Below are 22,821 nucleotides of genomic sequence, written 5' to 3' on the forward strand. Positions count from 1 at the left end.
ATCATCTCCCAAAATTCCCCCATACATTTATAAAATTTTCATGTATGGTTTATTATAAACTGGCTGGGTTTTCAATGATAATGGTGGCTTACTATTAAGTTACTAAAAACAATATAGTTGTTAATATTCCGACTTTACTGTTTAATGAAAGCGCAATCCTTTTGTGGATAACTCACTAAATTTCCTTTAAAAATAATAAAGAACCCTCTTTACATATACAAAGAGGGTTTCATATTAAGTAAAAGATTGTGCAAGAGCAGGTGATTTAATAGGTATATGACGCGGTTCTGCATGATTTTCCGCCAAAATTGCATCTACAATATGGCCAGCTGGCTCTGGAAGATAGATGCTTTTCATTGCTTCTTTCATTTGAAGAAGCTTCACATCATCTTGTAATAATGCCTCTGTTTTTGCAAAAACCTCACTATCATCGCGAATGACAACTGCTGCTCCCTTTCTTTCAAAGTACATCGCATTTTCATTTTCTTGTCCTGGAACAGGCTTATATAAAATGACAGGTACTTGCAACGCTGCTGCTTCACTTAATGTTATTCCGCCTGGCTTCGTAATCATACAAGAAGTAACACGGAATAATTCATCAATATTTTCAACATACCCAAACACTTTTAATGCATCGGAATTTTGCTTCTGTAAACTTAATAAATCCTGTTTTAAAGCTTCATTTTTCCCACAAACGACAACTACTTGTAAATTAGGCACTGACATAAATGATTGGCATAGTTCTTTTACATTTCCTAATACCCCATGAGCACCTGCTACAATTAGTAAAATCTTTTTATTCTTACATAACTGATATTTATTATATATGATTTCTGGATTTACCTTTAACTCAAAACTACTCCGAATTGGAATTCCTGTTTCAACAATTTGTTCCGCAGGTACACCGATATCAACCATCAATTCTTTCACATGATCCGTTGCAACAAAATAACGATCTACTTCTCGATGAATCCATATTTTGTGCACGCAAAAATCCGTTAATACGTTATAGACAGGAATTGAAATACCTGTTTGTTTCTTTAATTCTGGTACAGCGATAATTGGAAATGTATTAATTACAATATCTGGTTTCTCCACCTGTAAAAGTGTTTTCAAACGTTTCCTTCCAAAGTTCGCATACCAAGATGCTATTTTCTTATCATAAATTTTTTCTACCCCGTAATAAAACAAACGATATAATTCTTTTCCTATTGTATAACTTTTTAAATATAGATATTTTGTAATGTCAGTTATAAATGGATGTGATTCTCCAAACAAGTCGCATACAATAACATCTTCAATTCCTTTTTGGCGAAATGTTTGTTCTAATGTTTTTGCTACTTGCACATGACCATTACCGTAATGTGCAGTTAATATTAAAACCTTGGGGTTTTTTATCAAACAAATCCACTCCTAGCTTTTTGTTTCTCCATATTGCATATACGACAATAGGAAAAACATTTTCCTTAAAAATTACATAAACAGATTCTAATAATTCCCTTTCAGCTATGTACCTGTCGTGGATATGCAAAGCATATAAGATTGACCCCTTAATCCTATCTGTGCTCATATCTTTACATTATACTTTCCTATAAGAGCTTTCGCAATAACTTACAAATGTTCTCTATTCCATGATACTCACTCTTTTACTTCTTAATTCTTTTTACTATTTTGATTTCCCTTTACAATTATGTAAATTTCTCCATTTATTCCGTACAAAATTATGGATATTCTATTTTCAGTATACTCTTTTATCAATATATACTCTAGATTTTATTGTAAAGAAAGCAAAAAGCCTAATCCAATATTTGGATTAGACCGCTTGTAAAATATATTTAGCATGTTCTACATTTTTCTCAGTAGGTGGTTCTACATTTGCGAGTGGATACTTGTGTCCAAGCGCCTCCCATTTATATACACCAAGCTTATGATATGGTAACACTTCAACTTTTTGAACATTAGACAGACTTTGAATAAAGCTAGATAGTTTTTGTAGATCCTCTTCATTATCCGTAACACCAGGAACTAATACGTGTCGTACCCAAATCGGTTTATTCTTATCCGATAAATAACGAGCAAATTGTAAAATATGTTCATTTGGTTTCCCTGTTAATTTACGATGCTTTTTGGAATCGATATGTTTCAGATCCAATAAAACTAAATCTGTATAATCCATTAAAATATCTAGCTTATTTTGGAATTCTGGTTCCTCAGAATAACAACCACCAGAAGAGTCGATTGTTGTATGGATACCAGCCTCTTTACACTTTTTAAACAACTCAATTAAAAAGTCTAGCTGTAATAATGGCTCTCCACCGCTAACTGTTATACCGCCTCCGGAAGCTTCAATAAATGGAAGGTAACATGTCACATCCTGCATCACTTCTTCAACTGTTATTTCTTTACCTTTACCGATTTCCCACGTATCAGCATTATGACAATATTGACAACGTAATAAACACCCTTGTGTAAATATGACATAACGAATCCCTGGGCCATCAACAGTACCACAAGACTCTACAGAATGTATTCTTCCTTTTACCATGTTACTTCCTCCTTTATTGAAACAGCCTCCCTTCGCTATATATTAAGAGCGAAGGGACACTTTTTTCATTTACATGCTTTCATGCATTGTACGGTTAATTACATCAATTTGTTGTTCACGAGTTAATTTAATAAAGTTTACAGCGTAACCAGATACGCGAATTGTTAATTGTGGATATTTCTCAGGATGTTCCATTGCATCCATTAATGTTTCACGGTTAAATACGTTAATATTTAAGTGGTGGCCTTCTTTTACTGCATAGCCATCAAGCATTGATACTAAGTTACGTACTTGTACATCATCTTCTTTACCAAGTGCTTTCGGAATAATAGAGAATGTATTAGAAATACCATCTTGTGCATCTTCATATGGTAATTTAGCCACAGATAATAATGAAGCTAATGCACCTTTTGTATCACGTCCATGCATTGGGTTCGCACCTGGTGCAAATGGTTCTCCAGTACGGCGGCCATCTGGAGTATTACCAGTTTTCTTACCGTATACAACGTTAGATGTGATTGTTAAGATTGACATTGTATGAACAGAATTTCTGTATGTTTTATGTTTACGAAGTTTATTCATAAATGTTTTTACAAGATTTACAGCAATCTCATCTACACGATCATCATTGTTACCGTATTTAGGGAAATCTCCTTCAATCTCGAAGTCAACTGCAATACCATTTTCATCACGAATTGGTTTTACTTTTGCGTATTTAATTGCACTTAATGAATCTGCTACTACAGATAGACCAGCAATACCTGTTGCCATTGTACGAAGAACGTTTGTATCATGAAGTGCCATTTCAATACGTTCATAGCTATATTTATCATGCATGTAATGGATAACATTTAATGTGTTTAAATATAGACCCGCCAACCATTCCATTGTCATATCAAACTTATGCATAACTTCTTCATAATTTAATACTTCAGAAGTAATTGGTGCGTACTCAGGACCAACTTGTGCTTTAGATTTTTCATCTTTACCACCGTTAATCGCATATAATAATGCTTTCGCTAAGTTTGCACGAGCTCCGAAGAACTGCATTTGTTTACCGATTCTCATTGCAGATACGCAACATGCAATACCGTAATCATCGCCGTATTCAGGGCGCATAATGTCATCATTTTCATATTGAATTGCTGATGTTTTAATAGACATTTTCGCACAGTAGTTTTTAAAGTTCTCTGGTAATTGTTTAGACCAAAGAACAGTTAAGTTTGGTTCTGGAGCTGGTCCTAAATTATCTAATGTATGCAAGAAACGGAATGAGTTCTTTGTTACTAATGGACGACCATCTAATGCCATACCACCGATAGATTCAGTTACCCAAGTTGGGTCACCAGAGAATAATTCATTATAATCAGGTGTTCTTGCGAATTTCACAAGACGTAATTTCATAATGAAGTGATCTACAATTTCTTGTACTTCTTCTTCTGTTAAAGTACCATTTGCTAAATCTCTTTCAATGTAAATATCTAAGAATGTAGAAGTACGCCCAAGACTCATTGCAGCCCCGTTTTGCTCTTTAATCGCTGCAAGGTATGCGAAGTATAACCATTGGAATGCTTCTTGCGTGTTTGTTGCTGGCTTAGAAATATCGAAGCCATGAGAAGCGGCCATTTCTTTTAACTCTTGAAGTGCACGCATTTGCTCAGATAACTCTTCGCGTAAACGCATTGTATCTTCGCTCATTACACCGCCAGTTAAATTTAAATCAGCTTTTTTCGCTTCAATTAAATGATCAATACCATATAACGCTACTCGGCGATAGTCACCGATAATACGTCCACGTCCGTATGCATCTGGAAGACCCGTAATAACACCTGATTTACGTGCATTTCTCATTTCTGGTGTGTATGCATCAAATACACCTTGGTTATGAGTTTTTCTCCAATCTCTAAAAATACGACTAAGTTCTTTATCCATTTCGTATCCATAAGATTCACAAGCTTGTTCTGCCATACGAATACCACCATATGGTTGTAAAGAACGTTTAAATGGTTTATCAGTTTGGAAACCGACTACTTTTTCAATATCTTTATTTAAGTATCCAGGGGCATGTGATGTAATAGAAGAAACAATTTTTGTATCCATATCAAGAACGCCACCGTTTTCACGTTCTTTCGTTGTTAAATCCATTACTTGATCCCAAAGTTGTTTCGTTGCTTCAGTTGCTTCTGCTAAGAAAGATTCGTCTCCTTCGAAAACGTTTACATTATTTAAAATGAAATCGCGAACATCAATCTCTGCTTTCCATTTTTCACCTTTAAAGTTTTCCCATGCGTTTTTAACATTTTCTAATACTTGAGTCATCCTAATCTCCTCCATTTTTGATTAGTACAGGACTAAGATTTTTTATATAACAGCTTACACACTTAGAATACTACTTTTTTACGAAAGTGAACGAAATAGTTGTGACATGTTTGTGAAATATTGAGCAAACTACTATATATATAGTGTTAACTTCATTTAAAAGTCTTTAAAATTAACCCTTTCCTTAATTGTATTTTTTTGGTATCCTTATATACGAGTCCTATTTTGTAATATAAGAACAATACCCATTGTAGAGCTGTAATACTCTTATCTCCTAATCTGTTATAGTTTTTATAACAGAACAAAAAAGTGTACACATGTTGTACACTTTTTTGTTACTTCTATAAAACATCTCTTTTTCTATTGCCATCATAGAATCCGCCACGATTGTCTGTTAATGAAATTATTTGCTCTAGTCCCTCTATATGATCACCTATAATTCGAAGTACAGCTGGAGGGTGACCTATTTTTGCGAAATGTTCACTGGGACGAATACGGTTCATCTTATCAACCTCAACACGATATACACATGCAATTTCAAATCCAGACAGAAGAGCCTTCACTTGTGCTACACAAGGTGACAATAAAGATTTATACCCAATTGCTTTCAAACACTTTTGGCTAAATGCATTAGGTACCGCAATAAGTGAGCCTACCCCTAAATCCTTTCTATCACAAGCTAAATTTAGTGCATACTTAAATGCAGTTACAAGATGAAGTGGTACTCTTAAATCTAAATAGTGATTTAAATCATTTAATGCGACGTCCTTTCCATCTGCTATAGCTTTTGCAAAAGGATATAGCTCACTCGCTGGAATAATAAAATCGCCGTCTATAAATAACACAATTTCTCCTTTGGCAAAATAAGTTCCAAGTGAGCGCCCTACATCATTTCCGAGTGCTTCTTTATATACAATTGTCGTTGCCCCTTTGTCTTTTGCAATTTTTTTCGTTTTATCTGACGAACCATTTACGACAACGATAATTTCGAAGGGTTCAATTTTGCGAAGCTCTTCTATAACGTTTCCAATTGTTTTCTCTTCATCTTGTACGGGAATAACAACAGATAGTTGCTTTCCTTTATACAAATTAGATGTGACGCCCCATCCTTGATAAAACTCTTCAAAACTTAAAGTATGATAGACACTATCCCTTTTCCTATTTCCATCATAATATCCTCCGCGCTCATCACTGCTTAATATCCGTGCCGCTACTGCTTCTATATGATCACCTATCATTCTTTTTTCAGATTGGGAAAGATTTGTTCCATATGCAGCATGCTGGAATGGACGAAATTTATTTGGCGTAATAACGTCAATGGCGCAATGACGACTAATTCTCCATTTACTTTGAAGTAGGCGTAAATGAGCCACAATAGGATTAACAAAACATTCATATCCGATGCTTTGAACGACTTCTTTCGTCAGCGCATGAGGTACATCTAATAAAGAATTAATTTTTAATTCTTCACGCTCTAACATTGCATTTAATATTTGGCGCCATACTGTAATAGAAGTAGGTTTTTGCCTTTTTAAAAATAATGCATCCAAATTATTTAAAACTACATCTGCCTGATCGTATAAAATCGGATTAAGGAATAATTTTAATTTTGAAGTTTGAATAGCAAAATCACCATCTATAAATAGTAATACATCACCTATCGCATGTTTTGCGCCGACTGCACGTCCAACATCGTTCCCTAGTAGCTCTGTATGTTTGATTACTTTACACCCTAAACGATCTGCAACATCTTCTGTTCCATCATTACAACCGTTTGCTACTACAATAATTTCTACTGGATTTAATGGTCTTACCGATTGAATAACGTCTGAAATCGTATCGACCTCATTACATGCAGGAATAATAACAGATAATGACTTAGCCATTGTTTTGTTCACGAAACCACTTAATTGTTTCCTTCAATCCGTTTTCCCACGTTACTTTCGCCTGAAATTGAACAAGCTTTTTTAATTTTGTTACATCTGGTCTTCTATTTGGAATTTCTTCAAAACCATGAGGATATACTTCTTCAAAAGGCACTTGTACAATCTTCGAAGAAGAATTCGTTAATTTTTTAATTACTTCTGCTACTTCTTTTATACTCTGTTCATTCTCAGAACCTATATTAATAATCTCACCATTTACCTTCTCATCCATTGCCCGAATTGTTGCTTCTACCGCATCACTCACATACGTAAAACAACGTGTCTGCTTTCCATCTCCATATACGAGAATGTCTTCTCCTTGCAAAGCCGCACTAATAAATCGCGGGATTACCCCTGCATACGGACCATCTTTCGCTCTTGGACCATAAATATTAAAATATCGAACAATCGTTACCGGTAAACCTTCTAATGCGTATCCTAAACATAATGTCTCTTCCAACGTTTTACAAACTGCATAACTCCAACGAATTTTAGAAGTTGCCCCGTATAATCGATCTCCCTCTTCAGAGAAAGGCGGCTTGGCCTTACCATATACTTCTGAAGTAGAAGCAAAAACTACTTTCTTCTTTCCTTTTAACGCTGCTTGTAAAATATTTCTCGTCCCATCAAAATTCGTTTCTATGAGCTCTATACTTTTTTCCATTGTTGTTTTCACACCTAAAATTGCTGCTAAATGAAACACGACATCATGCTGATCTACTAATTCATAAATAGAATTTTTATCTAAAACACTTATTGGAATAACACGGATTTTTTTCATTAACTCTTTATGGTACTTATTTTTACCTTTATAAAAGTTATCCACAACAGTGACCTCATAACCTCTTCTCATCAACTCTTCAGCTAAATGCGACCCGATAAATCCGGCCCCACCTGTAATTAAACATTTCTTACTCATTTACTCACCTTCTTTACAATCCCGCGTGTATCTATTACTCGGTCCATTCCTTTAAAAAGCTTCCAATCAATATTAGAATGATCCGTTAAAATTAAAATACAATCCGCTTTTTTAACTTTTTCTTCATCTAAAGAAACAGATTGATACACCTTATCTCCAATTTCCGCGAAAGAAATATAAGGATCATGATATTCTATCTCGTATCCTTGATTTCTTAATAATTGAATAATCGGTAACGCTGGTGATTCTCTCAAATCATTTACATCTTTTTTATACGCAATCCCTACAATTAACACCGTTGCAGGTGATTGCACCACACTTTTTACTTTCCGGACCATTTTCTCTGGCATTTCTTCATTAATTATATGTGCTGCCTCAATTAATTGACTAATTGCCCCATTCTTTTTTATTCTCCATTGAAAATATAAAGGGTCTACTGGAATACAGTGTCCCCCTATCCCTGGCCCTGGCCAATATGGAGTAAACCCAAATGGTTTTGTAGATGCCGCTTCAATGGCCTCATAAAAATCAATGCCTAAACTTTCACATAGTGTGTTTAGTTCATTTACTAAAGAAATGTTAACTAAGCGCTGAATATTTTCAAATAGCTTGCACATCTCTGCTACTTTCGGAGAGCTAACAGGTACAACTTCGTCAAAAATGGTACTATATAAATCCTGTACCTTTTGTCTACACTTTTCTGTTTGTCCACTAATAACTTTTGGAATAGCTTGAACTGAATATTGACTATTTGCTGGATCAATTCTCTCAGGGGAATATCCGATATAGAAATCTTCCCCTACCTTGTTACTATTTTGAGAAATAATAGGTATGATGACTTCTTCAAGTGTGCCTGGATATGTGGAGCTTTCAAAAATGAAGGTTTGTCCTTTTTGAAGGTTTTGTTGTATATAATGCGAAGCTGAAATGAGGGCACTTAAATCTGGTTCTCTTTGTTCATTAATTGGAGTCGGGACAGTGACAATAACATAATCACTACTTTGAAAATCAGCAATGCCTTGATCCGGTGTGTTTACTGTTAATTTTTTTTTCGTCAATAAACTTTGTAACTCTTTAGAAGAAACATCTGGAATATAACTTTCTCCTTTTATAATTGAGTCTATTTTTCTAATATCTTTATCTAATCCAAGTACTGTATGCCCTCTTTCTGCAAAATGTACCGCTAAAGGAAGGCCAACATACCCTAACCCAATAATAGCTACTTTACTACTATTCATTTGTATTCTCTTCTTCCCTTCTCAATTGTTGAATGATATCTCTATCTCTATCTCCATCAGTAAAGCCACCACGTTCATCCGTACGTTGTAATAAATACGCAACCGCCTCAAGTTGATCACCGAAAATACGATCAAACGCTGAAATACGCCCATTTACAAATTCGTGTTGCTCTGGACGTACTCGATTTGTTTTTATAACATCTACTAACTCTACTGTTGTAATAGAGAATCCTTCTAAAATAGCTTTCACTTGTGCTAATGGCGGAATGATAAGGGCGTCATATCCTATTTTCTCTATTACCTTCTTATGCATGGCATGTGGTACAGCAGTTAGTGAGTTATTCCATAAATCTGGTCTTTTCGCTACCAAATTCAAAAAGTATTTTCCCATACTAATTGGATCTGCTGGATGAAACATATCTAATAAGCATTGTAAATCATTTAACACCACGTCATTTCCATCTTCAACAGCATGTAAAAATGGAGTGAGTTTTTTTGCTGGAATAACAAAATCACCATCAACGAATAAACAAATATCTGCCGTAGCATGCATAGCCCCTATTGCTCGTGCTACATTATGTCCAAGCGCCTTCGTAAATTCAACTACAATAACATTCTCTAGCTTTGCCTGTTTAACAGTCTCAACATCTGCTCCATTCGCGACAACTATAATTTCATCTACACCTGCTTCTTTCACTTCTTGTATAACAGACCTTATAGTTATTTTTTCTTCTGATACCGGGATAATGGCACTATATTTCGCTTTTTTCTTTTGTAATAAAACTGGTTTATACTTTCCTACAAACGCTCTATCTCTATTGTCCTCTGAAAAACCACCGCGATTACCGTATGTTTCGATTACGTATTGTAAAGCACGCAAATGATCACCCATAATACGACTAGTCGCTTTCGGATAAGGAGAGCCAGGTGATGCGCCCGTATGGACAGGACGAACTTTATTTGTGTAAATGACATCAACTGAAGCCATATCAGAAATATCTACTCCTCTAGACATCGCCATCGCTTGAAATAATGCTGGATCTGCTAAATTCCACCACCCCAGTTTTTCAATCACTTTACGACTTATCGCATGTGGTATTGCAATTAAAGATCCTACAACAAACTCCTTCTTGTTCAAATAACGATTTAACATATATTTTCCAACCGTCGTATAATGCGGTCTCATCTTCAAATAAACGGACCATGTTAAATTATTTAAAACAATCTCATGTCCTTGCTGTATTCCTTTAATAAAATTGTATAATTCTTCACTTTTCATGACGATATCACCATCTAAAAATAAAACAATTTCACCTTTTGCTTCTCTAGCACCAATTGCCCGTCCCACATCATTACCAAGGGAATATCTATAATAAATTACACGGCAATTATGCTGTAGCGCTATTTCTTTCGTACCATCTGTCGATCCATTATCTACTATGATAATTTCATATGGTTCGAGCTTTCTTACTTCTACTAAAACTTTTGATAAAGTACTTGCTTCATTATGCACTGGAATAACAACTGACACTCTCATACTTGTATCACTCTTACCCTTCCAAGCGAACATATGAAATAATAGGAATACGTACAACTACATCTTCCGGTGGTCCATAAGAAGGAGAAGTACGAACACTTACTGCTCCATCTGTCACAGATAACAGAATACCTGCAACAATTTCGGCCGCTGTCACAACTTGCACTAACTCACCAACATGGTTACGTAATTCTTCAGTAAATAACATATATAAGTCTCCTTTCTTACGCTTCTTTAATTGATATAATACTTGTAAATGGTAATAAAACTTCTGTTCCTATTCCTTCTTGCAATGTTAAGAAGTCATCACCAACTGCTACAATAACGCCTGTTAACTGTCCCACTGTCACAGTAATTTCTACGTTTTTACCTAAATACTGCTCTGCAATTTCTTTAAAAGGTGATGTATTACATTCTTTTAAAATGTTACAAATAATCGATTGAAATTGACTTGATTTAATAAATTCTTCTGTAGCTTGCTTGGAATTTCTTTGAATAAACCTCGCGAAGTTTTGCGAAAATAAAAGTCTTTCCACAGCAGGCAATAACTTATTATCTAAAAAATAATCTAATTGTCTATTAAACAATCTTGATAACTTTTTCCAATAATTACTGAACAGACACATATACTTCTCCTCCTATTATTTTTAAATTATAAAAATACATCCATACATCTTAATGTATACAAAATAGATATTTTTGTGATAGGTAAGACATACATTTTCTAAAAGAAATATTTGTTTCAGGGCATAAAAAAAACTATCCAAAAGGATAGTTTCTTACACTTCAATATTTCTTAACATCGTATATATATCGTTATTCACTTTACCAAATGATTTAATATTGTTTTGAATGTTAGATAATAAAACAACGTACACACTACCGTTTTTACTAAATCCATTTAAACAATTCCAACCTGGCATTACACCATGATTCGAATAGCTTCCTGGGTCTACGTACCAGCCAAATCCGTAATCCTTTTTCACGGCTGTAAACATTTGATCGTAACTTGCTTTTGAAATTAACTTTCCAGAGTATAACGCTTCGTTAAATAAATATAAATCATGTGCACTCGTATATATATCACCACAACCATATAGTTGTGACATGCTCGGAATATTAGGTGTTGTCATATTATTATTTACTATTTTATAACCCGTTGATGGGAATCTTGTTTGTTCTAACGCTGTGCCAAAACCAGAATGTTTCATACCCGCAGTAGCAAAAATATGTTGTTTAATATATTCTTCGAGCGACTGTCCACTTACCTTCTCGGCAATGTATGCAAGTATGGAGTAGTTCGAATCGGAATACTTCCATTTCTCTCCTGGACCACCAATACGCTTTTGATTTCCTATCCGCTTTATCAGTTCTTCATGAGAAATATCTTCTTTTCCCTGCTCATATTCGGGAATCCCTGATGTATGTGTTAATAGATGTTTTAGCTGAATACTATTACCTTGTGGGAAATTTGGAATATACTTTGCAACAGTATCTTCTACTTGTAATTTATTCTGATCTTTCAACTGCATAATAGCAGTTGCTACAAACGCCTTTGAAATAGAACCAATATAAAAAGTCGTCTCTGAATTATTCGGTACTTGCTGCTCTTTATTTGCCATACCGTATCCTTTATTCAAAAGAACTTTTCCATTCTTCACAATAACAGCTGTCCCGCTAAAGCCTGCGTTTTTTAAATACTGGTCCAATTGAGCGTTTTCATTAATTTCTTGAGGTGGTCCTTCAGCAGGCTGTTCCGCAACTTGCGCTTGCTTCACTTGTTCTTCCTGCTCTTTTTGTTTTTGCTTCTGTACTTCTTGTTTCTTTTTTTCTTCTTTCTTTTTTAGCTCTTCTTGTTTCTTCATTTCTGCTGCCGCTTTTAAAGTTTCTTCTTTCTTATTATGCGCAACAATTTTTGTATACATGAAATATACAAGTGATAATAGTAAGACGAGAATGATTGTTCTTTTGATGTATACAATCGGCCGACGTACTTTCCCATTCGCATTATTTTTTTCCTGATCCATAATTGCTTTTTTCCCCTTACTCACCAATAATTTAATTCCTCTATTAAAGATTTATTTTAGTAGATTATGGATAATCCATTCTATATCATCCCTACTTTATCACGCACTGCACATATTACCAACCTATATGTACAAAAAAGAAAAAGAAAATTTACAAAAGTAAGATTCCCGTTAAATTATTAACAAAAAAAAGAGGATATCCTCTAAAAAATTGATGTTATCAATCTTTTTGGACATCCTCTTATCTCATTATTTATACGTGTTTTTTCATATCATCGGCAACAGACTCAACATTTGTACCTACGATAACTTGTACACTTGTATTACTTAATTTCATAACACCTTTTGCACCAGCACGTTTTAATGCTGCTTCATTTACTTGACCAGCATCTTTTACTTGTAAGCGTAGACGTGTTGCACAGTTATCAATAACTGTTAAGTTTTCTTTTCCGCCTAAAGCTGCTACGTAAGTTTCACCAATTGAACCTGCAACTGGTGCATCACCATCTTCAACTAACTCATCGTCATCTTCACGACCAGGAGTTTTTAAATCGAACTTCTTAATTAAGAAGTAGAATACTATGAAATAAATTGCTGCGTAAATTAAACCAATACCTGCTAGTAAGACTGGTTTTGTTGCAATACCGAAGTTTAAAGCGTAATCGATTGCACCGGCACTAAATGAGAAACCATCATGAATGCCAAGCGATGTTGTAATGAATAAAGAAAGACCTGTTAATACAGCATGAATACCATATAATACTGGTGATAAGAACATGAATGAGAATTCAATAGGCTCTGTAATACCAGTTAAGAATGAAGTTAATGCTAGACCAGCTAACATACCAGTAACTGCTTTACGCTTTTCTGGTTTAGCAGCTGCAATCATTGCGAAACATGCTGCTGGTAAACCGAACATCATAACTGGGAAGAAACCAGTCATAAACATACCTGCTGTTTTGTCACCTGCAAGGAAACGAGCAATATCACCATTAACAACATTACCTGCTGCATTTGTAAAGTCCCCAAATACAAACCAGAAGTATGTGTTCATTACGTGGTGTAAACCAATTGGGATTAATAAACGGTTTAATAAACCAAATAGTCCTGAACCAATTGCACCTAAATTAACAATTCCATGAGCTAATGCATCAATACCATTTTGAATTGTTGGCCAAATTTGTGCAAATAGAATTCCTAATATCAGCATCACAACTGATGTAACAATTGGAACGAAACGTTTTCCAGCAAAGAAACCTAACCATTCTGGAAGTTTAATCTTATGGAATTTATTATAAAGAAGTCCTGCTATAACACCAACAATAATACCACCTAAGACTTTCATATCTACTTTAGTCGATAATTCAGCAGCCTTAGATACTTGTGTCATTGTATCCGCAAGCTTAGATGGATCTACATTTGCGCTATTACCTATTAAATCTTGGACTTTACCTAATTTACCTTGTAATTCAGCAGTTGAATACCCTTTGCTAAGTGCATCAATACTATTTTTCATAACAAGATAACCAATTGCACCTGCAAGACCTGCTGCACCACTACCATCCACTGAAAGACCGATTGCAATACCAATTGCAAAAATAAGTGCTAAGTTATCAAAAACTGCTGCGCCGGCCTGTGCCATAACAGGAATATCAAATACATCTGGTTGCCCTAAACGAAGCAATAATCCTGCTGCTGGTAGTACTGCAATCGGAAGCATTAAAGCTTTACCAATACGTTGTAAAAACTGCAACATTTTAATTCCCCCTAATCAAATTTATGAAATCGTTATCATTATAAGTACGCTTTAGAAAACGCTTTCTATTACATAACCATAATAACATATAGTTGTATAGATGTGTAGTTTTTATTTCTGAACTTTTTATGGATAAATCTCCTATTTCCAAACTGTTATATAAAAGGAAAATTCTCCTTTTTAAAATACAGAATACTCGAAACGAAAGACCTATTATAGCACATTGAACTTTCGTTTTATCATTCCACTTTTTCATGTTATTATTTATTTCCGAGCATATCGGGAAAAGTAAACTTAGTTAATTCAAAATAGGAGCGTTGGTACTATGCAGTGCATTGAAACAAACAACTTACAACAGTTGTTAGAACAAGTAAAACCATATACGAAAAAAGGAAAACTTGCTACTTATATCCCCGAACTAGGAAATGCAAATCCAGACGATTTAGGGATTGCCATTTTCCATAAAGAAACAGAATATATCCATGCAGGTAACTCACAAACACTATTTACTCTTCAAAGTATTTCCAAAGTAATTACACTTGCCCTTGCCCTTTTAGACCGTGGTGAAGAATATGTATTTTCTAAAGTTGGAATGGAACCAACGGGTGACCCATTTAATTCTATTATTAAGTTAGAAACGACAAGTCCGTCCAAACCCCTTAATCCAATGATAAATGCAGGAGCTTTAGCTATTACAAGCATGTTAGCAGGAAAAGATAACGAGGAAAAAATGGAACGTATTCTTCATTTTGTACGTGAAATAACAGATAATCCTACTATTAATTATTCCTCTAAAGTTGCCGATTCAGAACTAGAGACAGCTTACCTAAACCGTTCACTTTGTTATTATATGAAACAAAACGGAATTATCGATTGTGATATTGAAGAACTTATGGATTTATATACTCGTCAATGCGCAGTTGAAGTAAACTGCATCGATTTAGCACGTATCGGCTTAATTTTTGCAATGGATGGATATGATCCATATAAGAAAAAACAAATCATCCCTAAACATATTACAAAAATTTGCAAAACATTTATGGTCACATGTGGTATGTATAACGAATCTGGTGAATTTGCAATTCGTGTTGGTATTCCTGCAAAAAGTGGTGTAGCCGGTGGTATTTTTGGCTGCGTAAAAGGAGACATGGGAATCGGTATTTTCGGACCAGCTTTAGATGCAAACGGAAATAGTATTGCCGGTTTTAAAATTCTTGAACTTCTTTCTGCTCAAGAAGGTTGGAGCATTTTTTAATCGCGAGTTATCCTGCTATACTAGCAGGATTTTTTATTTCGCCAAAACCTCACTTTTGTCAGTTATCAATCCTCTTACAAAAACAGTGCTGAAAGTTTCTCTATATCATGCATATTTGTTCCCCCCTCCTGAATAATATAGTACAACCTAGCGCTATATGTGGAGGTGTGAAAGATGAAACTAATATTTCAAATGGGAAAACAACCTGTTCTTGAAAAAACAATCCTTCTTTTTATATTGAGTATTGTAGAAAGCTTGAAGTTAAAAGTTGTTTCACTCGACGAAGCTCACCGATACATATTCAATTTAGAAGTACTTGAATTATTAATGGATCGGAACATCGATGATCAAGTACTTGAACTTATTCATTTCGGGATGGGACTTGAAGACATTTATCATGTGCTTCCTGAAGAACTTGAGCATACGATTGAAGAATTAAAGTGGCTTTGCATTCAAGTATTAAGTGAGTACAGTATGCATGAAGAATCCGAACAATTAATTGAAGATATACGGTAAAAAAGCACCTATGTAGGTGCTTTTAATGTTTTTTTAAACTATTTTTATACGCCTCAATATTTACTGGTAGCTCTTCCTCTTCCAAAGTATGTTCATTTACATCTTTATGAATGAACGCACCTTTAGGTGGTTGATGATCATGCCCTTTTTTCTTATGATCAAATGCTTTCCCGCGTCCCATACAAATCCCCCTTTCTTAAAAGAAATCCGTATTAGTATGGAGAAAAGTACGTCGATATATGCAATCTCTTGCTGTATTTCCAAGGAAATACTCGAACCTTGTTTTCTACTCTCCTTACAACAACTGATCGATCCCAATAAGAATTAATAACACTCCTGCGATAACTGTCGCCCATTTCCCTAAGTATTCTGCTAAAAATCGTTTTCCTACATACGCAAAACCACTAATACAAATAAAACTAAACACCCCAGAAATAGTCGCTGTAAGCCAAAGATTTAAATTTGTTACCCCTGCATCAAATCCACCTGCAATATTATTAATAGACAACGCAACTCCTAAAACAATTGCTTCTGAGAAACTAATTGTTTTAGAACCATCAAAATCTGCTTTTTCCGGATCACGTAAAATTCCCATAAGTACATTATCATCTTTAGAACCTGCAGTATTTTTTTGGCCCAAGAAAGGCTGACATAAAATAAACACACCGATTATCCCTAAAACGATTGCTCCAATCAGATTTGCTGTAAACTCTGAAATAAATAACGCAATCCAGTTTCCAAAAAATCCAGCTAGTAAAGTAAATAAAAATCCAAAGAATGCAATGATAAAATTGTTAAACCACGAAATACGAATTTTACGAATGCCATATGCAATTCCAACACCTGCATTATCTAAATTAGAAGCGATCCCGATTAAAAAAATTGAAAATAAGCCTACCGTACTCATAAATAGTCACCCCTTTTTCTCACTTTTCAATGCATATTATGAAAATGTTGAGCAACTGTGCCTGTCTGTTTCATATACTTGTAATAAATGCTCAATATTTTTTCAACACTAAAAAAGGAGTGCCTACACTATGGCTAATGAAAACCCGAATGATCGGCTTGGCAAATTAATAAAAAAACTTTTAAAAGAACGCGCCTTATCTATGCGCCAACTAGGAATACTTACAAATATTGATCCTGCAACAGTCTCAAGAATTATTAATGGCAAACAACCGCCAAAACAAAAACATCTACAAAAATTTGCAGAATGTCTTCAAGTTCCACCCCAATTGTTATTTGATGAAATGTACCCTGATTCTCCTCACATAAATAAAGAAAAAACAGATATGTACACATCTCTTGATACCATTCAGCAAACGCTGCAATCCTCTAACTTATTCGATTTCGATTACACTACAACTCGCGTAAAACAAGAACTCGAAAATTACGAACGCTATGCCCAGACAACAGAAGGTGAAAAACGTATTCATAACAGTTTCGCAAGCAAATTAGAGCAAATTGATAGTGCAGGTCCTTTTATTGAACAATTAACAGATATGTATCAACAATTTTGCAATGAAACCATTTCAAAAGAAGAACGTGCAGTTCTTGGGAGCGCATTACTTTATTTCATTTTATCGACAGATATTATTCCCGACTATCTCTTTCCAATTGGCTATTTAGATGATGCGATCGCCGTTGAATTAGCAAAAGAGAAATTACTTGAAATAAAACGAAAGACATAGCAAAATAAAGAACTATTTCAGTTGTTTATATTCAACTCTGAAATAGTTCAATAAAAAATCGTACAAGTATACATACTCGTACGATTTTACTATACAAATCTATTTTTTCGTGTGGCACCATTCATATATAAATGCTGTTATCACTTTTGTAAATTCAATTAACTGTTCAACTTCAACTTTCTCATTTACAGAATGTGCTTCTTCTAATGTACCTGGTCCATATATAATCGCTGGAATGTGAAACTCACTAAACCAACCGCCATCAGTTACCGTTGCAGACATATCTAAAATTGCATTTTTTGATAAAATAGACTCGTGTACTGAGCTAAGTTTTTTTACAGCTGCATGTTCCCTATCTACTTCTAATGAAGGGAAAATTTCACCACGATCTACAATCATTGATTCTCCGCCCCACTTAAATTGTGGCGGATTTTCACTTAACCATGGATCGGCAGCTGCTACCTTTCCAATATACTCTTCAATTTCTTTTATTATTTGTTCATGTGTTTCGTTCGGATAGAAGTGCACTGTTATCCATAACTGGCACTCATCCGCAATAAACGCCGCATGCCTTCCCCCCTCAATAACAGCTGGATTAATTGTTGTTGTTCCAGATGGATAGCCTTCATATGTTTTCATGACTGCCCAGTGGCGCTCTAATTCTTGTAAACTTTGCACAATTTTCATCATTTTTTCAATCGCACTCGCTCCGAATAAACGTCCCCCTGCATGGATCATTTGCCTACGTGTTGCATCATGAAACGTTTGCGGGCTTTTCACAGTAATCCATCCAGTAATTACGCCGCCCTGTCCTTGCATATGTAAATCACTCGTATCCACTACGACTGCAAAATCAGCATCATAACCTCGCCTGCAGCATTGAAGCGTGCCAGCTTCTCCAACTTCTTCCCCAATTACGGATTGAAAGATTACATCTCCAGGTAATTCAATGCCAGCTTCTTGTAAAAGCTGAATAGCAAATAGTGCCCCAGCCAATCCCCCTTTCATATCTGCCGCACCACGTCCAACTAACCAACCATCTTTTATAAATGGCTCAAACGGATTCATTTCCCACGCCTCATTTGTGTTTCTCGCCGGCGGTGCTAGTGTTTCAAAACGAATTAAGGTTTTTGTAAGCTCTAGTAACTCATCTTTTCGTAAATCAATCTGTTCTAATAGCTGTGAAACTTCTTGATTCATCGCTAATTCCCCTTTGCATACATAGTATGTTTCCAGCTTTATTTTCACAAAAAAAGAGACTGTTTACAATTTTACAGTCTCCAAATTACTCAATATTATAAACTTTCTACTTTTGTTGTATTGATCTTTTCAATATGCTCTACTTTACGTACCTTATTTCTTGTCGCACGGTAAAACAGTAAACAAACAATCATAAATGGAATTCCACAATATAACGCCATTCTTTGCTCTGGGATAAAAGCCATAGCAACTATAACTGTTATATTTAATGCTAATGCCAGAAGTGGTACGAATGGATATAGCGGTGTTTTAAATTTCAAGTCCTTCACATCTCCGCCCTGCTTAACATATGCCCTTCTAGCTAATAAGTTAGATAAAGCAATAGATGCCCAAACTAATATCGCCCCAAATCCGGCAATAGAAAGTAGCCATAAATAAACTGTATCTTCCGCATAAATACCTGATAGTAATGAAAGACAGCCTACAATCGTGCTTACAATCAATGCATAAATAGGAACACCATTTTTAGATAACTTACCAAAAATCGGACTAATCATTCCTTGATTAGACATAGACCATAGCATACGAGAAGTTGCATATAATCCTGAATTCGCAACGGATAGTACCGCTGTAATAATAACGAAGTTTATAATATCAGCTGCATAAGGAATACCAATTTTATCAAATACAACTACGAATGGACTTTCTATCACTCCTGCTTGCTGCCATGGGAATAATCCTGCAAGAATGAAAATAGATAATACAAAGAACACGAGTATACGCCAAACTGTATTATTAATTGCCTTTGGGATTGTTTTTTCTGGATTTTCACTCTCACCTGCTGCAATACCGACTAGTTCTGTTCCTTGGAAGGAAAAATTAACAGCAATCATCGTAATTAAAATAGCGGATAATCCATTTGGAAACAATCCACCATAATCAGTAAAACTAGAGAACATTGGTGCTGGTTCATTTCCTTTCATATCTAGAAAACCAAACATTGCTGCCCCGCCCAAAATAATAAATGCAATGATTGTAATTACTTTAATACTTGCAAACCAAAATTCAACTTCTGCAAAACTTCTTGAAGATAATGCATTGATAGCAAAGAGAAGCACCGCAAACGCTACACACCAAATCCATGACGGTACATCAGGAAACCATCGTTTCATTAAAATACTAACTGCAATCAGTTCAATACCTATCGTAGCAGACCAGTTTAACCACGACATCCATCCGACTACATAACCCGCTGCAGGGGAAATGTGCTTCGTTGCATACGTTTGATAAGATCCTGCGTCGGGCATCGCAACAGCTAACTCTCCAAGACAGAGCATCGTTAAATACATAACAAACCCTCCAACAAGATACGCTACAATTGCTCCCCCAGGCCCAGCTTCATGAATTGTATACCCAGATCCTAAAAAAAGACCGGTACCAATAACTCCTCCAAGTGCAATCATAAATATGTGCCTGCTTTTCAATTCACGTTTTAAACCTTGGTTTTGATCCATCATATAAATCCCCCCTTTTCCCTTTGGAAACCCATTTCATGTAAGCGTTTTTAAAATCATTCATAATAAAAATGATTATTGAAAAGAGCGAAATACATAGCACTTATTAATCACTACCTGTTATTAAAAGATCATCCCTCACTGTTATTAATAACTTTTTATCAGCAATGGCTTGTCCTTCTACTACTTCTAATGATTCGATATACCCACTGATTCCTACCTTAATTTCTACTTTCTGTTTATCTATTGTTTCAATTAACGCTAATTTCTCCCACTCGTATACGTATGAACTTTCCGCAACAAATAGCTTCTCTACTTTTCCATAACAAGGACTATACACACCTTCTATAACTGTCTTCACTTTATAAATTCCTCCCTCTTATTAATTGACACCAAAACGTTGTATATCCTGTAAAAATTCATATTCTCCCCTCTAGAGATTTCGAATATTATTTATGCAAAATACGTACCAAGTCTCTGATTCATATATTAAATGAGAGTTTCACACAAAAAAGTGTGCACAACCGCAAAATTTTTCTATCATTTGAAAAGTTTTAAGAGAAAAATAGCAAAAAAATTTTGCGATTTTATAAGAATTTTAATAAAATTATAAAAAGTCAGTCTTCATAGGGTGAAATGAGGAGAAGATAATCTATGCGTACAGAAGAAATTAATTTAAAACAGATCGTTGAAATGAATATGCTATATGAAACTTTACTCAATGAGCTCGATATCGGGATTCATATTATTAATGAGGAAAGTAAAACGATTATCTACAACCGCAAAATGATGGAAATTGAATCAATGGAACGCTCAGATGTATTATATAAAAGTCCTTTAGAAGTATTTGCATTTGAAGAAAATAAAAATAGTACTCTTATAGAGGCATTAAAATTAGGAAAAACAAACAAAAATATAAAACAAACGTATTTTAACAATAAAGGACAAGAAATTACAACGATTAACGATACTTTCCCTATAATAGAAAATGGAAAAATTAAAGGCGCTATTGAAATATCAAAAGAAATTAGTCACTTAAAGCAAACGATAAAAATGGGTCCTTCTCGAAAACAAAGCACCAAATTTACCTTTGATCACATAATTGGTGATTCTAAAGCCATTCAATCAATCATTACAGAAGGAAAAAGAGTAATTCGTACATCTTCCTCCATACTTCTAGTAGGAGAAACAGGCACTGGTAAAGAACTATTTGCACAAAGCATCCATAATGAAAGTCAGCGTTCAACAAAACCCTTTATTTCACAAAACTGTGCCGCTATACCTGATACCTTAATGGAAAGCCTACTATTTGGCACAAATCGAGGTGCCTTTACAGGAGCAATAGATAAATCAGGCTTATTCGAAGAAGCGAACGGAGGAACTTTGTTATTAGATGAGATTAATTCATTAAGTCCAGCACTTCAAGCGAAGTTACTGCGAGCTATACAAGAAAAAACAATAAGAAGAATCGGAGGCACACAAGAAAAAGAAATTGACGTTCGTATTATAGCAACTATTAATGAAGATCCTCTTGAAGCTATTACACACAATCGATTACGAGAAGACTTATATTATCGATTAAGCGTCGTTACTTTATGTCTTCCGCCTTTACGTGAACGAAAAGAAGATATTCCGGCTCTTGTTCAGCACTTTATCGAAAAATACAATATTCAATTCGGACTTAGTGTAACAGATGTAGATGTGCATGTAAGAGAGTTTTTATATGCATATGATTGGCCTGGAAACGTAAGAGAATTGGAACATATCATTGAAGGTTCAATGAATTTAGTTGAAGATGAAAACATCATTACAGCGTTTCATCTTCCCACTCGCTTTCGCGAACGAATAAAAAAAGAATTCAATATGCAACCTTTCTTAACTAATAACGATACTGATACGCCTAAAACGTTAAAGCACACAATAGAAGAAATGGAAAAAAAATACATCAATCAAATTCTAAAAGAGTATCACGGGAATATCTCACAAGCTGCAAAATTTTTAGGATTAAGTAGACAAAACTTACAATATCGAATTAAAAAACTGCATTTACACATATGAAATGAACATTTCTCCAAGTGCAAAAATAAATTGGTAAAATATGTTATAATAAACATATAACATGCTAGAAAGGGGCTATATATATGAGTAATGATAAAAAATTAAAGTTATTACACTACTTATACCTTCTCCCTGCTGTTCTATGTATAATGTTATTCATAAATGGTGATATGAGTAGCTTTCCTTATGCAAAGCTATTAGGAACAATTAGCGGCTCCTTTGCAGCTATTATGCTTGCTGCTTTTTGGAATTTGAAGCTACGTATGAAGAAAGAAAAATCTTCTTAACGCCAAAGCATAAAAAAATCGAGCCTACACAGCT

21 protein-coding genes and 2 pseudogenes are annotated in these 22,821 nt (G+C 34.8%); 5 read left to right on the plus strand and 18 right to left on the minus strand.

Annotated elements, in window-relative coordinates; translation table 11 throughout:
* Positions 1-234: 234 nt before the first annotated feature.
* From ACS2CR_RS08165 to ACS2CR_RS08225, 13 genes and pseudogenes are all read right to left on the minus strand, one after another.
* A complete protein-coding gene (locus tag ACS2CR_RS08165; RefSeq protein WP_000594688.1) occupies positions 235-1,401 on the minus strand; it encodes a diglucosyl diacylglycerol synthase in 1,167 nt (388 codons plus the stop codon).
* Between the two features lie 412 nt (positions 1,402-1,813).
* Positions 1,814-2,545 (minus strand): pyruvate formate-lyase-activating protein, encoded by a 732-nt coding sequence (gene pflA, locus ACS2CR_RS08170; RefSeq protein WP_000238467.1) that lies wholly within the window; start codon positions 2,543-2,545, stop codon positions 1,814-1,816.
* Positions 2,546-2,614: 69 nt separating this feature from the next.
* Positions 2,615-4,864, minus strand: coding sequence for a formate C-acetyltransferase (pflB, locus tag ACS2CR_RS08175; RefSeq protein ID WP_000195464.1), 2,250 nt, complete (start codon positions 4,862-4,864; stop codon positions 2,615-2,617).
* Positions 4,865-5,016: 152 nt separating this feature from the next.
* Positions 5,017-5,237, minus strand: a pseudogene (locus ACS2CR_RS08180) (hypothetical protein).
* A complete protein-coding gene (locus tag ACS2CR_RS08185; RefSeq protein ID WP_002100715.1) occupies positions 5,206-6,750 on the minus strand; it encodes a glycosyltransferase family 2 protein in 1,545 nt (514 codons plus the stop codon). The pseudogene ACS2CR_RS08180 and the gene ACS2CR_RS08185 overlap by 32 nt, the downstream one beginning before the upstream one ends.
* Positions 6,743-7,708 (minus strand): NAD-dependent epimerase/dehydratase family protein, encoded by a 966-nt coding sequence (locus tag ACS2CR_RS08190; protein ID WP_000037023.1) that lies wholly within the window; start codon positions 7,706-7,708, stop codon positions 6,743-6,745. Before ACS2CR_RS08190 ends, ACS2CR_RS08185 begins: the two co-directional genes overlap by 8 nt.
* Positions 7,705-8,946, minus strand: coding sequence for a nucleotide sugar dehydrogenase (locus ACS2CR_RS08195; RefSeq protein WP_001088932.1), 1,242 nt, complete (start codon positions 8,944-8,946; stop codon positions 7,705-7,707). Before ACS2CR_RS08195 ends, ACS2CR_RS08190 begins: the two co-directional genes overlap by 4 nt.
* Positions 8,939-10,483 carry a glycosyltransferase family 2 protein gene (locus tag ACS2CR_RS08200; RefSeq protein ID WP_153602577.1) on the minus strand — a complete coding sequence of 515 codons (1,545 nt, stop codon included), beginning with the start codon at positions 10,481-10,483 and terminating at the stop codon, positions 8,939-8,941. The genes ACS2CR_RS08195 and ACS2CR_RS08200 overlap by 8 nt, the downstream gene beginning before the upstream one ends.
* A 13-nt stretch (positions 10,484-10,496) precedes the next feature.
* Positions 10,497-10,691 carry a hypothetical protein gene (locus ACS2CR_RS08205; RefSeq protein WP_000899480.1) on the minus strand — a complete coding sequence of 65 codons (195 nt, stop codon included), beginning with the start codon at positions 10,689-10,691 and terminating at the stop codon, positions 10,497-10,499.
* Positions 10,692-10,707: 16 nt separating this feature from the next.
* Positions 10,708-11,109, minus strand: coding sequence for a hypothetical protein (locus ACS2CR_RS08210; protein ID WP_000335550.1), 402 nt, complete (start codon positions 11,107-11,109; stop codon positions 10,708-10,710).
* A gap of 153 nt (positions 11,110-11,262) precedes the next feature.
* Complete coding sequence (locus ACS2CR_RS08215) at positions 11,263-12,510, minus strand: serine hydrolase domain-containing protein (RefSeq protein WP_042891274.1); 1,248 nt, start codon at positions 12,508-12,510, stop codon at positions 11,263-11,265.
* A gap of 253 nt (positions 12,511-12,763) precedes the next feature.
* Positions 12,764-14,266 carry an N-acetylglucosamine-specific PTS transporter subunit IIBC gene (gene nagE, locus ACS2CR_RS08220; protein ID WP_000938900.1) on the minus strand — a complete coding sequence of 501 codons (1,503 nt, stop codon included), beginning with the start codon at positions 14,264-14,266 and terminating at the stop codon, positions 12,764-12,766.
* Positions 14,267-14,407: 141 nt separating this feature from the next.
* A pseudogene (locus ACS2CR_RS08225) lies at positions 14,408-14,522 on the minus strand (transcriptional regulator).
* A gap of 69 nt (positions 14,523-14,591) precedes the next feature.
* On the opposite strand from ACS2CR_RS08225, the gene glsA reads away from it, so the two are divergent.
* Together glsA and ACS2CR_RS08235 are read left to right on the plus strand one after the other, a co-directional pair.
* Entirely contained in the window at positions 14,592-15,521 is a 930-nt protein-coding gene (gene glsA / locus ACS2CR_RS08230; protein WP_001149850.1) for a glutaminase A, read from the plus strand.
* 174 nt (positions 15,522-15,695) lie between these two features.
* On the plus strand, positions 15,696-16,037 hold the full coding sequence (locus tag ACS2CR_RS08235) for a DUF3969 family protein (protein WP_000766604.1): 342 nt from the start codon (positions 15,696-15,698) through the stop codon (positions 16,035-16,037).
* Positions 16,038-16,059: 22 nt separating this feature from the next.
* Here the strand turns inward: ACS2CR_RS08235 and ACS2CR_RS08240 are convergent, their stop codons facing one another.
* Positions 16,060-16,218 (minus strand): hypothetical protein, encoded by a 159-nt coding sequence (locus tag ACS2CR_RS08240; protein ID WP_000532409.1) that lies wholly within the window; start codon positions 16,216-16,218, stop codon positions 16,060-16,062.
* A 114-nt stretch (positions 16,219-16,332) separates the two neighbouring features.
* On the minus strand, positions 16,333-16,944 hold the full coding sequence (gene ytaF / locus ACS2CR_RS08245; RefSeq protein WP_000108728.1) for a sporulation membrane protein YtaF: 612 nt from the start codon (positions 16,942-16,944) through the stop codon (positions 16,333-16,335).
* A 130-nt stretch (positions 16,945-17,074) separates the two neighbouring features.
* On the opposite strand from ytaF, the gene ACS2CR_RS08250 reads away from it, so the two are divergent.
* Positions 17,075-17,728, plus strand: a complete 654-nt coding sequence (locus tag ACS2CR_RS08250; protein WP_001262775.1) for a DUF1232 domain-containing protein — start codon at positions 17,075-17,077, stop codon at positions 17,726-17,728.
* 99 nt (positions 17,729-17,827) lie between these two features.
* Here the strand turns inward: ACS2CR_RS08250 and ACS2CR_RS08255 are convergent, their stop codons facing one another.
* The 3 genes from ACS2CR_RS08255 to ACS2CR_RS08265 form a co-directional block, all read right to left on the minus strand.
* Positions 17,828-18,928: an acetylornithine deacetylase gene (locus ACS2CR_RS08255; RefSeq protein WP_153602578.1), complete on the minus strand. Its 1,101-nt coding sequence runs from the start codon at positions 18,926-18,928 to the stop codon at positions 17,828-17,830.
* A gap of 95 nt (positions 18,929-19,023) precedes the next feature.
* Positions 19,024-20,445, minus strand: a complete 1,422-nt coding sequence (locus ACS2CR_RS08260) for an amino acid permease (RefSeq protein WP_000969238.1) — start codon at positions 20,443-20,445, stop codon at positions 19,024-19,026.
* Between the two features lie 103 nt (positions 20,446-20,548).
* Positions 20,549-20,803 carry a biotin/lipoyl-containing protein gene (locus tag ACS2CR_RS08265; protein WP_000859483.1) on the minus strand — a complete coding sequence of 85 codons (255 nt, stop codon included), beginning with the start codon at positions 20,801-20,803 and terminating at the stop codon, positions 20,549-20,551.
* 293 nt (positions 20,804-21,096) lie between these two features.
* Between ACS2CR_RS08265 and ACS2CR_RS08270 the strand changes: the two genes are divergently transcribed.
* Together ACS2CR_RS08270 and ACS2CR_RS08275 are read left to right on the plus strand one after the other, a co-directional pair.
* Complete coding sequence (locus ACS2CR_RS08270; protein ID WP_053512343.1) at positions 21,097-22,500, plus strand: sigma-54 interaction domain-containing protein; 1,404 nt, start codon at positions 21,097-21,099, stop codon at positions 22,498-22,500.
* A gap of 83 nt (positions 22,501-22,583) precedes the next feature.
* Positions 22,584-22,787: a hypothetical protein gene (locus tag ACS2CR_RS08275; RefSeq protein WP_016111385.1), complete on the plus strand. Its 204-nt coding sequence runs from the start codon at positions 22,584-22,586 to the stop codon at positions 22,785-22,787.
* Positions 22,788-22,821: the final 34 nt, after the last annotated feature.

The organism is Bacillus cereus group sp. BceL291 (assembly GCF_051776705.1).
GTDB lineage: Bacteria > Bacillota > Bacilli > Bacillales > Bacillaceae_G > Bacillus_A > Bacillus_A cereus.